Origin of the sequence: Prevotella sp. PTAC (genome assembly GCF_013166535.1) — a bacterium.
Lineage (GTDB): Bacteria > Bacteroidota > Bacteroidia > Bacteroidales > Bacteroidaceae > Prevotella.
This window is the reverse complement of sequence record NZ_JABKKK010000003.1, coordinates 176407-190309: the sequence shown is the minus strand read 5'-3', so window position 1 is coordinate 190309 and position 13903 is coordinate 176407. Positions and strand designations below refer to the sequence as shown.

Here is a 13903-nt window from a genome sequence, read left to right as displayed (position 1 = left end):
GAAGATGAAAGAAAACGCGAAAGGGAAAATCAGGACCGAGTTCTGGCGGATATTCCGCTTCGGGGTGACGGGCACCGTGTCGTCGCTCATTCACTATGTGATATACTGCGTGGCGCTGTCGATACTCAACCCCACGCTGTCATACACCGCCGGCTATCTCGTCGGATTGGTATGCAACTACGGCATGACCACGTTTTTCACGTTCAGGCAACAGCCGTCGAAGAAAAACGCAGCTGGATTCGCGGCGAGCCACGCGCTCAACTATCTGCTCGAAATAGCGTTGCTTCACGCATTCTTCATACTCGGAGCGGGCGAACTGATGGCTCCCGTGTTGGTGATGATAGTGGTGGTGCCTATAAATTTCCTCATCCTCCACTTCGTCTACCTGCACAAGCGCAAGGCCTGAAGCGAGAGTATCAGCTCCCGTATAGTGGCAACGGCAGTCTCGCCGGCGGCATGAGCCACGACAAAACAATCGTCTCTTACTTCTATACGAACATCGGCAGGCTGACATCCGGCAACGCCGATGCCGTTTCTTTTCAACGCCTTCACCGCCATCTTGCGGCGCACGGTGTAGGCACCGAGAACGGTCACGCATGTGGCTATCGGCGTGTCGGCACGAAACAACCCCGTATCGGTATCGAAAGAGATGCCCCGCCCGGCAAAGAACTCCGACAGGCTGCCGTCTATCGACAGGTCTTCGGGAGTGCCGCTTACAATGCCCCGGCCACGCTCCATGAGCCATACGGTGTCCGATATCTGAAGAGCCAGTTCGAGATCGTGTGTCGACATGAATATCGTCTTGCCCGTCTCGCGGCTCACACGGTGCAGCAACCGCATGGTGTCCACCTTGCTCGGAAAGTCGAGAAAGGCCGTAGGCTCGTCAAGGATGATTATCGGTGTCTGCTGGGCTATGGCCTTGGCTATCATCGTCTTCTGCCGCTCGCCGTCGCTGAGGGTGTCTGTCATGCGGCCGGAAAGTTCCTCTATGCCCGTCATGGCTATCGCACGGTCAACGATTTCGAGATCGCCGGTACTGTATGTACCCCAAAATCCTGTATAGGGCGAACGACCCAAAGCCACCAACTCGCGCACCGTCATATTGCTTATATCGGGTTTCTCTGTGAGAACCACGCCGATATGGCGCGCCAGTTCCATGTCCTTAAATCCGGTGATGTCTCTCCCGTCAACAATCACCGTGCCGCCGAGCTTCGGCAAAAAGGCCGACAGCGTGCGCAGCAGCGTGCTCTTGCCCACGCCGTTGGCACCGAGCAGGCATGTCAACTCACCGGCACGTATCTCTCCGTTGAGGTCTTTCGCCACTGTTTTCGATGTCGCTCCCGTGCGGTATCCTATGGTGAGGTCTTTGAGAGTAATGGTCATTGATGCTTTATTATGATTCCGATCGGTTCTTTCAAGATATAAAAAAAACAAACAAACTTGTTTTTCGCCATCTCATTCGGACTATATTATGCTCTGCAAAGTTAGTGATAAATATCTATTACCAAATGCTGCCGACCGATATTTTTTTCCTATTTTGCCATTTCCCGGCCATTGCAAGACTCAGGCCACGCACAGGCACGCATCAATGAGGCGAAAACGGCATTCCCGCCGAGCAGCGCCGGATTGCCCGTGATTATCATCTGACGGCGGGCACGGGTGACGGCCACGTTCAGTTTACGGTCTATCACACGGCCGTTCTCGATGAAAGTGTTGGCAGTGAGGAATGCCAGCTGGCTGCGGCGATGCACGGTGAACGAATATATTATCACATCGCGCTGACTGCCCTGAAATCTCTCCACCGTATCAATGGATATCCGGTCAAGGGCCGATATGCCGAGAGCGGCCAGCCTACGGCGTATCATGGCTATCTGATTGCGGTAAGGCACAATGACTCCTATCGTCTTATCAGGGTCGAAGCGCTCTCCGTAAAAGCGATATATGCGACGCACGATGTCGGCCGCCATGTCGGCCTCGGCCACATTCACCTTGTCGGAAAGCCGGCCGGCGTTGTCATCCTCAACAGGGATGAATATCATTCTACGTACTTTCAAAAGTCCGTCCATGGCATCCTCTGCCGGAAGGTCATAACCGAGCGAGGCCTCAAGCTGGTGAGAAAGGGGCACAGGCCGCAGGTTCTCCCCGGTGTAGAACATGGTTTCGGCAAACCGCGCCACATCAGGGTGCATACGACCCTGCCTGTCCAAAAGTCCGACAAAACACTTACGGCCGCCGCGCCGCTCTATGTTCATCAATCGCTCGAACAACGAGTTTCGGCAGTCGGTCAGCCCGATGCCATGAAGCAGAGGGTCGTCTACCCGCGAATCAGTTTCACTTTGCTGAACCACGGCAGGTAACTGCTTATGGTCTCCCACAAGAATAAAGCGGTCTATGCAGCAACGTCCCGCTCCGTCGTGCGCCGACAATATGCCTATAAGCGCCGGTTCGAGTATCTGCGACGCCTCGTCGACAATGGCAAGGGAGAAGTGTTTCAGGCCAAACACGGACGGACGCGACTGCAACATTGACGTGGTACCGACAATGACAGCAACCGAACGCACGGCATCGCGCATATTCTCCACGGTGTCGAGACCGCCGACGGCATTCTCAAAAAGCCTGTCACGGAAACGTTCGTCACACGAACTCTCGCCGCCTATACGCAAAAATCCTATTCCCGCATCATTCAGCATAGCGCAAATCTCGTCTACCGCCATATTGGTATACGCAGTGAGAAGCACTCCGCATGTACCCCTGGCAATCTCTTCCTCTACCATGAAACGCAGAGCCATGGACGTCTTGCCTGTTCCCGGAGGGCCGACAAGCAGGAAAAAGTCTTGCGAACGGAAAGCGGAAAGCAGCACTTGATCGTAGTGAGGGTGGTATTTCCTGGTAAGACAGACAGTGTTGTCAGACACCGGTTCACGACGGCCGAGCAACAGGCTGCGCCGCTCTTCGGGCGCAGTAATAAATGTATGCAGAGCACGTATGGCACACGATGTTCCTGAATCGCTTGCCATGTGCTCCATGGCAAATGTCTTGCCATCGAACAAAGACGCGCTTCTCTGCCTGTTTACAAGCCTTACCGTAACATCATTGCCACCAAGCCGCTCCACCGTGGCGGTATGCAGCAGACTGCCGCACACATCAGGCTCACGGTCATAGCCGTATATATACACCATGTCGCCGCGTCTGAAATTAGGCATGAAGTCATCTCCCTGATCGGGATAAGAGAATGTCAGTGTTTTAAATGTCTGCCCGTTGTCTTCAGATGTGCCGGCATCCGCAATCCTCATGCCGGTTATAATGTTTCCCATCTCCTGCTTTTTGTATACAGGCAAGTTCCAAAGGTCGGCGGCACTCCTTGTTATTTCCTCGAAACCACCGGTCTTTGCGACAAGCTGTTCGCGATACACGAAAGTCATCATACGCTCGAAGTACGCCCGTTCGAGCGGCGGCATGGCATGCAACGGATCCGTAACCTCCTCAGTCTGCGGACGGATGTAAAGCTCGAAAAACCTGTTTTTCATCCCACGTTCGTTGATTGTATCTGCCGACAGATGACGCAATATATTGCCGATACCGCCCCGAGCGACAAACAACTCGCCCGCTACAATACGGTTGCGCAAGGCTATGGCTTCGTTGAACAGTGCATGGAAATAGTTGACATAAAGCAGACCGTCACGTGCCGGATAACCCGAATAGAGCAAAAAGGACGATATGTCACGGTCTTTAAGCCCGAAATTACAACGTAACACGCCAAAGTAAAGAAGCAATTGGACGTAGTGTGGTTCGAGATGGGAAATGCTGTCTTTCGGTGAGCGCAAAGAGTGTACCGCAGAAGAAGCTGAAGACCCGTCATTATGCTCCCCGCGACACCTTATGCCGCTATTCCCCATAAGCCGACCACCGCCCGAAAGCAAACTTTCTATCTTTCCGTTTCTTCCGGACTTCTGCTCCACAAGCAATTGAAGATCGGCGGTCATGAGGTCTACACGCCCCTGAATGCCGAGACGTTCGCACACAAAAGACGGCTCCACCACTACCTTCGAAATGTCGAACGGCCGCCGGCGGCCGTTCGCATCTCTACCGAACAAAGCCCCGACAGCCTGTTTTATGTTTTCGGCCTGCAAGCGGGCCTTGTCTTTCAAGTCCGCCATGCTTAAAGAACCGTCGGCGCAAAACGACAGCGACCGCTGCCGGCAAAAACCGGAAAATATTTCCTTGAAATCGAAACCGGCATCGTTCAATACGCCGTCAAGAATATCTCCGGCAAGATTTCCCAGTTGTATAGCCTGGGAAGGGACCTTCTTCCGCATCCTGTTGATAGTGTATGCAAGAGGATGATGACCGTAGTCAGTGAAACAAGCGGCCACAGAGCTGATGTCGACAAGAAAGTCCGGCTCTACCACTATCAGTCCCGGCGTTATCATGTCTCCCGATGTACGACAGTCAAGCAGGTTCAGTTGCATTCCGGGACGCAGCAGTTTTCGCAAATAAGACATATCCACACCATGGTCCTTGCTGCCATAGCCCACTCCCACCGTATGCCCTCCGTCGGCGCTGTCTGTGACAACAACAATCCTTTCGCTGTCGAATTCGACAACAACGCAGCGAATATAGGGAAGGTCTACGGCCGTATTGACGGCACGTTTGCGCCCTATGCGCGGTATGACGGCAGTGAGACGCGACGGAATATCAACCCCGAAGACAGCGGAAACGAACACGCAAAGAGCACGGATATCGTACATCAAGTCTTCATCAGGAATAATATCCTTACTGTTGGAATGACGCCGGGCGGTCTGTATCTCCCTGCGGTCATCCTCGGAAACGCCATACATACGGCACAGGCGGTCTACCTGGGAGAACACGTTTCCGAAGCACGAACCTTCCGGCGATGCCGCAGCGCATGCCATTACAAGCGTCTCACGCATACGCATATTCACGGTAATACCCTGCCGCCCGCAAGCAACGGCCATTTCATGACAACTGTCGAACAATTCTTCGGGAGTGACAACATTCATAAATGCAAAGATACGAAAAACAAGACAATAACGTAAACAAGAAAAGACAACTTTATATTCACAACCGTTTTATCGTGGCATAAGACAGCAATATCGTTTCGCTTACATCCCATGCTTGATGACAAACAATTCTCCGCGCCATGGCACGGGACAACAATACCTTTTTGTCTACATCCAAATAAAAAAAACATTACATTCCGAAATACAGGCCATATTGTTTCATTACCGTTATATACAACCGGTTTATGGACACTGGCGTCATACGGCACAATCCATACCGCATCAGACAGTCACACGGCATAAATACGTGACTACAAGTCAAAAAATACTTTATAATATTGCCGAAACGAGCCTTTTGTTATAACTTTACCACACATTTGAGATCTATTATCATTATTGACAACAAGAAAACAATAACATGGGAAGAAAGAAAATCACACTGCTCACAGGTGCCGGAATGTCGGCAGAAAGCGGAATAAGCACGTTCAGGGACGCAGGCGGACTATGGAACAAATATCCAGTCCAACAGGTAGCATCGCACGAGGGATGGCTCGCCGCCCCCGAACTGGTGACAGAGTTTTACAACTCGCGACGGGCCGAACTGATAAAGACAAGCCCGAACGACGGCCACAGGCTGGTGGCGGAATTGGAACGTGACTATGACGTGACTGTTGTCACCCAAAACGTGGATAATCTGCACGAGCAGGCCGGTTCGTCGGAAGTGATACATCTGCACGGCGAACTGATGAAGATGTGTTCAAGCCGCGACGTTGACAATCCGCGGTTTCATGTGACCCTCACGGCAGACAACTATCGTGTGGAACCCGGTACAACGGCCGGTGACGGCTCATTACTGCGCCCCTTCATCGTTTTCTTCGGCGAAAGCGTACCTATGATAAGCATCGCCGCCGACAAAGCGGCCGAGGCAGACATATTCATCATCATCGGCACGTCACTCAACGTATATCCGGCGGCCGGACTGGTGGATTTCGTAAGACGGGGAGTTCCCATATATCTGATAGACCCCAAACCTGTAGCCGCACCATCGAGATCAAACATTACCCACATACACAAAGGTGCGTCGGAAGGCATGCGGGAACTTATGAATATATTGGCGACAAGCACTGAATGATGTTCAGAATAAGAATTGAACTGCCAACGGGCATGGAAAAACTGCCGGACAGGGAACTCGTGATAAGAATAGACGATGACAACGGACTCTGCATACGGCCTAAAAGCACGAGAAGCAAGTCGGATGAGCGCCTGCTCCCATTTATGAGAAACATAACAGAAGAACTGCTTGCCGAGGGACGGGAACGAACCGCCGAGACATACATGAGCACCTTACGTAGTTTCAAGGAGTTCATGAACGGCAAGGACATAGCCATCGGAAACATTACCTGCGACACGACAAAAAGATACGAACAGTTCCTACGGCAAAAAGGGCTGAGCCTCAATACCGTATCATTCTACATGCGGGTGCTGCGCGCTGTGTACAATAAGGCTGTAACAAAGGGAAAAGCCATTGACATAAAACCATTCAGAAACGTATATACGGGCATCGCCAAAACCCGAAAGCGGGCACTCACCATAGAGGCGCTCAGGGCAATGAAGCGTCTCGAGCCGAAATCGGATGCGATGGCATTCGCAAGAGACATGTTTATGTTCAGTCTATACACCAGAGGAATGTCGTTTGCCGACATGGCCGCGCTGCGGCATTCGAACATCCGAAACGGTGAACTTGTATACACGAGAAAGAAAACAGGACAGCGCATAAGGGTTAAATGGGAAAAATGTATGCAGGACATAGTGGAACGTCACTACAGCAGGCATAAAGAAAAAGTGCCGGGGAACGATGATTTCCTCCTGCCGATAGCCGTAGACCCGAAAACAGGAAGGCTGCGACGGTATAAAAGCGTGCAATGGAAGGTGAACTACCAACTCAAAAACATTGCCGCCATACTCGGAATAACCAATGGCATCACCATGTATGCCGCGCGGCACTCATGGGCCAGCATGGCAAAGAACATGAACATACCACTTTATGTGATAAGCGACAGTATGGGACATCACTCACAAAACACCACACTAATATATCTGGACACGATAGACTCAGAAGTAATTGACCGTGCCAACATGAAAATAATAAAAGCGATATGACGCATCCGGCATGTAATTCATATATCGTCAAAAAGAAAAAGAGGATGCCGCACAACACCAACAGCCGAAACGTACTCTTACTATACGAATCAAATGTTATCCCGAACAATTAAAATCAGGTAGTACCGATGAGTATACTTCCCAAATGATTCTCATGTGTCTATAAACCTTTCTTTAAAGGTTTTCTTTTCACGACTCCAAATCTCTTGCAGAGTTTTACTTTTCGACGCAGAAACGGCCGGCAATCGAATGAAAACGATTGCCGGCCGTTTTTTATGCCGATGAATTATCGTCTTTATTTCACGTACTCCGCGAAATCCGTCAGTTTCATATCGCCTTTGCGCGCCAATGTATCGTGCATGGCGAACGCCGCCGACAGACAGTGCTTCGTATGACCGCCGGACGACAGTTTGAGATAGTCCCAAAGCAACTGGCGATAGTCGGGATGAGCACAGTTTTCGATAATGCACTGCGCCCGCTGCATCGGGCTTTTGCCTCTCAGGTCGGCCACGCCCTGCTCTGTCACTATAACGTTCACGTCGTGCTCCGTATGGTCATGATGGCTCACCACAGGCACGATAGAACTTATCATGCCGCCTTTCGCCACGCTCGGACAAGTGAAAATGGATATGTACGCATTGCGCTCGAAGTCTCCCGAACCGCCAATTCCGTTCATCATCTTCACGCCGCTGATATGGGTCGAGTTGGCGTTTCCGTATATGTCGCACTCCAATGCCGTGTTGATGGCAATCACGCCGAGACGGCGTATAAGCTCGGGAGAGTTCGAAATCTCGCTCTGCCGCAGCGTAAGGTGATTCTTGAAGTAATCTATATTGTCGTAGACCTTCATCAGACTGTCGTTCGTCACTGTGAGAGAGCATGCCGACGCCTCCTTCACACGGCCTTCAAGCATCATGTCTACCACGGCGTCTTGCAGCACCTCGGTAAATATGTTGAAGTCGGGCACGTTCTTGTCCTGGCTCAGCGCGGCGAGAATGGCGTTTGCAGTAGAGCCGACACCGCTCTGCAACGGCAGGAACGACTGCGGTATGATACCGCGCTTCATGTCGGCCACGAGGAACTCGGCCACGTTCATGCCTATCTGTGTAGTCACAGGATCAAGATCCTTGAAAGCGCGGGCCTCGTCGGGTATATGGCATTCCACCACTCCCACGATTTTGCTTGCGTCTATCTCCACGTATGGCGTGCCTATACGGTCGCTCACTCCCGTGATTGGAACAGGCTGGCGCAGCGGCGGGTCTTGCAGCTCGTATACGTCGTGCAGATACTTGGCGCCGGCACTGTGGAAAGAGTTCAGTTCGAGAATGACATGCTTGGCCAGCCGGGCGGCCGTCGGGCTGATACCTCCCGCCGACGTAAGATAAGCCTTGCACGTGGTCTCTCCCTCCTCTATGTCACACACCTCGAGTATCGCCCAGTCCACCTGTCCCATGAATCCGTAACGCAGTTCCTGTGCCATCTGGCTCAGGTGTATGTCGTTATATGCTATCTCGCCCATGTTGACGTGCTTGCGGAAATCGGGGTTCGTGGTATACGGAGCGCGGTATTTTATCGCCATGGCGTTTGCCAGGTCGCCATCGGTGCTCTGTCCGGTAGACGCTCCGGTGAACAGACCCACTTTAAACTCACGTCCGGCCTCATGTTCGGCCACGGCTATTTTAGCCAGTTCCTTAGTCACGGCCTTTGCCGTTCCCGAGGGTGTAAATCCGCTGAGAGCCAGGTTTTCTCCGTTTTTAATCAACGCTGCTGCTTCGGCAGCGGTCATGCGTGTGTATGCCATTTTGGTTTTATTGTTTTGTTTGTTATTCACTAATGTATATAAGCGAATGCAAAATTACTGAAAATCAGTCTTATGGCAAAACAAATCACCGTGTTTTATTTCCTCGTTTGCCCATTTTACCGTATCTTTGCAGGCGGAAAAAGCAATTATAAAGCCAAAAAGCGATGGAACAGAAACTTTTGATATACAACACTCTCAGTCGCCGCAAAGAGCCTTTCACTGCCCAGCACGCCCCCAACGTAGGCATGTATGTATGCGGCCCGACGGTATACGGCGACCCGCACCTGGGCCATGCCCGCCCGGCAATAACGTTCGACACGGTGTTCCGCTACCTGCGGCACTTAGGCTACAAGGTGCGCTACGTGCGAAACATCACCGATGTGGGGCACCTCGAACACGACGCCGACGAGGGCGATGACAAGATAGCCAAGAAAGCGAGACTCGAACAGCTCGAACCGATGGAGATAGCCCAACACTACACCAACCGCTATCACGACGCCATGGAAGCGCTCAACGTGCTGCCCCCGAGCATTGAGCCGCACGCCACGGGACACATCATCGAGCAACAAGAACTCGTAAGGCGGATAATAGACAACGGATATGCCTACGAGAGCAACGGTTCGGTGTACTTCGACATCGAGAAATACAACGGAGACCACCGCTACGGAATACTCTCCGGACGCAATCTCGACGACGTGATAAACGCCAGCCGCGAGCTCGACGGCGTGGGAGAGAAGCGCAACCAGGTGGACTTCGCCCTCTGGAAGAAAGCGCAGCCCGAGCACATCATGCGTTGGCCGAGCCCGTGGAGCGACGGATTTCCGGGATGGCACTGCGAATGCACGGCCATGGGACGCAAGTATCTTGGCGAGAGCTTCGACATACACGGCGGCGGAATGGACCTCGTGTTCCCGCATCACGAGTGCGAGATAGCGCAGGCGGTGGCCGCATACGGCAAGCCGATGGTGCGCTACTGGATGCACAACAACATGATAACCATCAACGGGCAGAAGATGGGCAAGAGCCTCGGCAACTTCATCACCCTCGAACAGTTCTTCACCGGAGACCACAAGAGCCTCGAAAAGGCATACAGTCCAATGACGATACGCTTCTTCATCCTGTCGGCACACTACCGCGGAACGGTCGACTTCTCGAACGACGCGCTCAAAGCGAGCGAGAAAGGCCTTGAAAGACTGATGAACGGACTGGCCGACCTCGAACGCATCCAACCGGCGGCAGAGTGCGACGAACAGACAAAGAAGACAGTGAAAGCTCTCCGTTCCAAGTGCTACGACGCCATGAACGACGACTTCGCCACGCCGCAGGTAATCAGTTACCTCTTTGAGGCGTGCGGAGTGATAAACAAGCTGATAGACCACAAAGCCTCCATCTGCGGCGAGTGCCTCGACGAACTGAAATCGGTGATGCGCCTGTTTGCCTGCGACCTGCTGGGCCTGCGCGAGGAACACGGCAACTCGACCGACGCACGCGAGGAGGCCTACGGCAAGGTTGTAGACATGGTTCTCGACTTACGTGCCAAGGCACGCGCCGACAAAGACTGGGCCACCTGCGACCGCATACGCGACGAACTGAAAGAGGCCGGCTTCGAGGTTAAAGACACCAAAGACGGCGTGACGTGGAAGTTGAACAGATAAACAACGGAAAAAACGTATTACATGATATGAACAGGCGGTATGCACAGTTATTGCATGCCGCCTGTTCATTTATCGGAAACGTATACCACACTTACCTCCCCCACCTGCCATGCCTGTCATAAATACCAAACCTACACTATCTACTCCCACTCTATCTTTCCATTCAGCGTCCCGTTGCAAAAAAAGCCGCTTTTCACCATCCGGCGGAAAGCGGCATTTCGCATCCTGTATATTCGGTGTGCATTGCTTTCGTTTTCTATTTCAACAGAAAACAAAGTGCCACATCCGTGATATTTTATTGACAACATGATGATGTCCCGCACTCATCGTCCATCTCGCACAGGCACGCAGTCGGCTGGAAGAAAGAGGGCTATGGTCTTCATCCGCACATAATCTTCCGACAGATACATCAGTCCGCCAAATGGATTGTCCGTGCCCCACGAATTTTTCATTATGAAATATCGGCGGCCCGATGAGTCACGGGCCATGCCAACAACAGCCATACTGTGATCGTCGGTGGTGTCGAAACGCTCGAAAGCGCTCTGGCGGGCAGCGGCATCAGACTGTGCACGGTAAGGGAGCACGGCCGTGCCGTCGGCAAACGAGAATCCCGGCTCACTGATATCGCCCTCCCAACATACACCACGACCATGGCTTACGGCATGCTCGAGGACGCTTATCATCGTGTCGAGCGGCAGGTTGTAGAAGCGATCGCGGTTATAGTTGTCGGGCAGTTCGAGATCTGCAAACTTATGGTAGGGATGGTGTGTGAAGCTCGTCACGGCAATATACTCGCCCGGGGCGCACACACTGCGGGCAAACTCCTGAGGAGTATACTCGGCGCCAAGCATGAACACGCGCCTGGGGACAGGACCGAGATCCTCATCGGCAATGCGGCATACACGCTCCCTGACAAACCGAAGTCCCTGCCGTCCGGAGGCGGCTCCTGCGGCAATGCGGAATGCCTTGCGGCCGAGAGTGGCAAAATCAGCCCCGCCGGCATCACCATAGGCATCGTGCGGCACCAGTCCGCGGGCGGAAATGGCGTCGAGCAGCGTGTGGGCCGTGGCACGAAGACGAAGCGGCCGCACACTTCCGGCAAGATAACAACGCACGGCACTCTCCTCTATCACCTGCCTGACGGCATACTTGACAGACAGGTGAACGGAGTCGCCGCGCATGATGTGCTCCGTCTCTATGGCCGACAGCATGGCGTACGCCCAGCATACGGGGTTCGTACCCTGATGCTTCACGGGTGTATAGCCGTTGAGCGTCTCCACGGTAAAGCGGCACCCTGGCTTTTCCTGCCCGTCTTCTCCGCCGGCACACGACACACACGCCACCACGGCGGCTGCCGCCACGCACCAAACCGCACGCCGTGTGCTGTGGCGAAACATATAATACGGTTTTGTCATCAATATCTGTTTTTTGCGCAAATTTATCAATATTAATCTGAAAAATAGTGATTTTTCGTTTATATTAAGCACCGTATCAGATAAAATAATTAACTTTGTATGTTTTTAAAAACATAATACACATTATTTATAAAAATACGAAAATGGACAAACTGAGTTACGCTTTGGGTCTGGGCATCGGTCGCCAACTGGCGCAGATGGGTGCGACAGACCTCAATATCGATGACTTTGCGGCCGCTATCAAGGATGTTATAGCAGGCAATGAACTGAAAGTTTCAAACCGTGAGGCACAGACTATCGTACAGGATTACTTCGCCAAGCAGGAAGAGAAACTGCAAGCCGAAAGAGCCGAAAACGGCAAGGCAGCCAAAGAGGCCGGCGAGAAATACCTGGCTGAGAACGCCGGAAAAGACGGTGTGACTGTGTTGCCGAGCGGACTGCAATACATGGTAATCAAAGAGGGCGACGGCCGAAAGCCGAAAGCCACAGACAGCGTGCAATGCCACTACGAGGGATTTCTCACCGACGGCACACTGTTCGACAGCAGCATACAGCGCGGCGAGCCTGCGGTGTTCGGCCTGCAACAGGTAATAGCCGGATGGACAGAAGGACTTCAACTGATGAGCGAGGGTGCAAAATACCGCTTCTTCATCCCCTATATGCTGGGCTACGGCGAGTCGGGCGCAGGCCAGTCTATCCCACCGTACGCAGCGTTGATATTCGACGTGGAGCTAATCAAGGTGATGTAACACGGCATACAGTCGACAAGGAAAGGAGCAAACGGGTATCGACAGCGGACAAACAAGCCAAGGATATTACCGAAAAGACGGGGCCGGAGGCCTGTCAGATATGTTTCGGCACAATAAGGCTTACACCTCACCGCCCGTATCCGGCGCTCCGAACCATGACAAAGACTGCACACAGCCTACATCCAAACAATAATAGAGAATAAATTTAAACAAGAATAAGAAAATGAAAAAACTTACATTCGTAGCCGCTATGGCCGTAGCGGCAGCCACAATGACATCGTGCGGAAACTCAACACCGAAAGCCAACCTCAAAAACGACATCGACTCTATGAGCTACGCCATCGGTATGGCACAGACACAGGGACTCAAAGGATACCTGCAATATAACTACGGAGTGGACACGACATACATTGACGAGTTCATCAAAGGTGTGAACGACGGCGCAAACGCAGGCGACGACAAGAAAAAAACGGCATACTACGCAGGTTTGCAGGTAGGCCAGCAGATAAGCAACCAGATGGTGAAAGGCATCAACAACGAGGTGTTCGGCGATGACTCCACACAGACGATTTCACTGAAAAACCTGCTTGCAGGCTTCGTCAGCGGAACAAAAGGCGAAGGAGGTGTCATCAGCATGGAGGAGGCTTCTACGCTGGCACAGACCAAAATGCGCGCCATCAAGGCCAAGAACATGGAAAAGAAGTTTGGAGACAACAAGAAAGAAGGTGAGAAATTCCTCGCCGAGAACAAGAAAAAAGAAGGCGTACAGACCCTGCCAAGCGGCGTACAATATAAAGTGATTAAAGAAGGCAACGGCCAAATACCGGCAGACACATCACGCGTGAAAGTACACTACGAGGGCCGCACGCTCGACGGTAAGGTATTTGACAGCTCATACAAACGCGGCGAGCCGGTAAGCATGCTGTGCAACCAGGTTATAAAGGGATGGACAGACGTGCTCACACACATGCCCGCAGGCTCCGTATGGGAAGTGTATATCCCGCAGGAACTGGCTTACGCGGAGCAAGGCACACCGAACATCAAGCCTTTCAGCGCATTGATTTTCAAGATAGAACTTGTAGGAGTAAACGAGAAATAATCG

10 protein-coding genes are annotated in these 13903 nt (G+C 52.4%); 6 read left to right on the top strand and 4 right to left on the bottom strand.

The window, feature by feature from the left end:
• Positions 1-4: 4 nt before the first annotated feature.
• Positions 5-406 carry a GtrA family protein gene (locus HPS53_RS03500; RefSeq protein WP_172204396.1) on the top strand — a complete coding sequence of 134 codons (402 nt, stop codon included), beginning with the start codon at positions 5-7 and terminating at the stop codon, positions 404-406.
• Here the strand turns inward: HPS53_RS03500 and HPS53_RS03495 are convergent.
• Together HPS53_RS03495 and HPS53_RS03490 are read right to left on the bottom strand one after the other, a co-directional pair.
• The gene (locus HPS53_RS03495; RefSeq protein WP_172204394.1) at positions 382-1383 is read right to left on the bottom strand and encodes an ABC transporter ATP-binding protein; all 1002 of its coding nucleotides are present in this window, start codon (positions 1381-1383) and stop codon (positions 382-384) included. The genes HPS53_RS03500 and HPS53_RS03495 overlap by 25 nt on opposite strands.
• A 149-nt stretch (positions 1384-1532) precedes the next feature.
• Complete coding sequence (locus HPS53_RS03490) at positions 1533-5021, bottom strand: DEAD/DEAH box helicase (protein WP_172204392.1); 3489 nt, start codon at positions 5019-5021, stop codon at positions 1533-1535.
• A 418-nt stretch (positions 5022-5439) separates the two neighbouring features.
• Here HPS53_RS03490 and HPS53_RS03485 point away from each other — a divergent pair, with 418 nt between their 5' ends.
• Both HPS53_RS03485 and HPS53_RS03480 read left to right on the top strand, forming a co-directional pair.
• A complete protein-coding gene (locus HPS53_RS03485; protein ID WP_172204390.1) occupies positions 5440-6153 on the top strand; it encodes a Sir2 family NAD-dependent protein deacetylase in 714 nt (237 codons plus the stop codon).
• Complete coding sequence (locus HPS53_RS03480; protein ID WP_216651877.1) at positions 6150-7181, top strand: site-specific integrase; 1032 nt, start codon at positions 6150-6152, stop codon at positions 7179-7181. The genes HPS53_RS03485 and HPS53_RS03480 overlap by 4 nt, the downstream gene beginning before the upstream one ends.
• 295 nt (positions 7182-7476) lie before the next feature.
• On the opposite strand, the gene HPS53_RS03475 is transcribed toward HPS53_RS03480, so the two are convergent.
• Positions 7477-8982: a succinate CoA transferase gene (locus HPS53_RS03475; RefSeq protein ID WP_172204386.1), complete on the bottom strand. Its 1506-nt coding sequence runs from the start codon at positions 8980-8982 to the stop codon at positions 7477-7479.
• Between the two features lie 164 nt (positions 8983-9146).
• Between HPS53_RS03475 and cysS the strand changes: the two genes are divergently transcribed.
• The gene (gene cysS, locus HPS53_RS03470; protein ID WP_172204384.1) at positions 9147-10637 is read left to right on the top strand and encodes a cysteine--tRNA ligase; all 1491 of its coding nucleotides are present in this window, start codon (positions 9147-9149) and stop codon (positions 10635-10637) included.
• 323 nt (positions 10638-10960) lie between these two features.
• Here cysS and HPS53_RS03465 read toward each other — a convergent pair whose 3' ends face one another.
• The gene (locus HPS53_RS03465) at positions 10961-12052 is read right to left on the bottom strand and encodes a C1 family peptidase (protein WP_253942809.1); all 1092 of its coding nucleotides are present in this window, start codon (positions 12050-12052) and stop codon (positions 10961-10963) included.
• A 143-nt stretch (positions 12053-12195) separates the two neighbouring features.
• On the opposite strand from HPS53_RS03465, the gene HPS53_RS03460 reads away from it, so the two are divergent.
• Entirely contained in the window at positions 12196-12801 is a 606-nt protein-coding gene (locus tag HPS53_RS03460; protein ID WP_172204383.1) for an FKBP-type peptidyl-prolyl cis-trans isomerase, read from the top strand.
• Positions 12802-13024: 223 nt separating this feature from the next.
• On the top strand, positions 13025-13900 hold the full coding sequence (locus tag HPS53_RS03455) for an FKBP-type peptidyl-prolyl cis-trans isomerase (protein ID WP_172204381.1): 876 nt from the start codon (positions 13025-13027) through the stop codon (positions 13898-13900).
• Positions 13901-13903: the final 3 nt, after the last annotated feature.

What these genes read in the sequence shown, in the direction of transcription:
- HPS53_RS03500 (WP_172204396.1), top strand. Translation starts at nt 5, where the DNA reads ATGAAAGAAAACGCGAAAGGGAAAATCAGGACCGAGTTCTGGCGGATA.
- HPS53_RS03495 (WP_172204394.1), bottom strand. Translation starts at nt 1,383, where the DNA reads ATGACCATTACTCTCAAAGACCTCACCATAGGATACCGCACGGGAGCG.
- HPS53_RS03490 (WP_172204392.1), bottom strand. Translation starts at nt 5,021, where the DNA reads ATGAATGTTGTCACTCCCGAAGAATTGTTCGACAGTTGTCATGAAATG.
- HPS53_RS03485 (WP_172204390.1), top strand. Translation starts at nt 5,440, where the DNA reads ATGGGAAGAAAGAAAATCACACTGCTCACAGGTGCCGGAATGTCGGCA.
- HPS53_RS03480 (WP_216651877.1), top strand. Translation starts at nt 6,150, where the DNA reads ATGATGTTCAGAATAAGAATTGAACTGCCAACGGGCATGGAAAAACTG.
- HPS53_RS03475 (WP_172204386.1), bottom strand. Translation starts at nt 8,982, where the DNA reads ATGGCATACACACGCATGACCGCTGCCGAAGCAGCAGCGTTGATTAAA.
- cysS (WP_172204384.1), top strand. Translation starts at nt 9,147, where the DNA reads ATGGAACAGAAACTTTTGATATACAACACTCTCAGTCGCCGCAAAGAG.
- HPS53_RS03465 (WP_253942809.1), bottom strand. Translation starts at nt 12,052, where the DNA reads ATGACAAAACCGTATTATATGTTTCGCCACAGCACACGGCGTGCGGTT.
- HPS53_RS03460 (WP_172204383.1), top strand. Translation starts at nt 12,196, where the DNA reads ATGGACAAACTGAGTTACGCTTTGGGTCTGGGCATCGGTCGCCAACTG.
- HPS53_RS03455 (WP_172204381.1), top strand. Translation starts at nt 13,025, where the DNA reads ATGAAAAAACTTACATTCGTAGCCGCTATGGCCGTAGCGGCAGCCACA.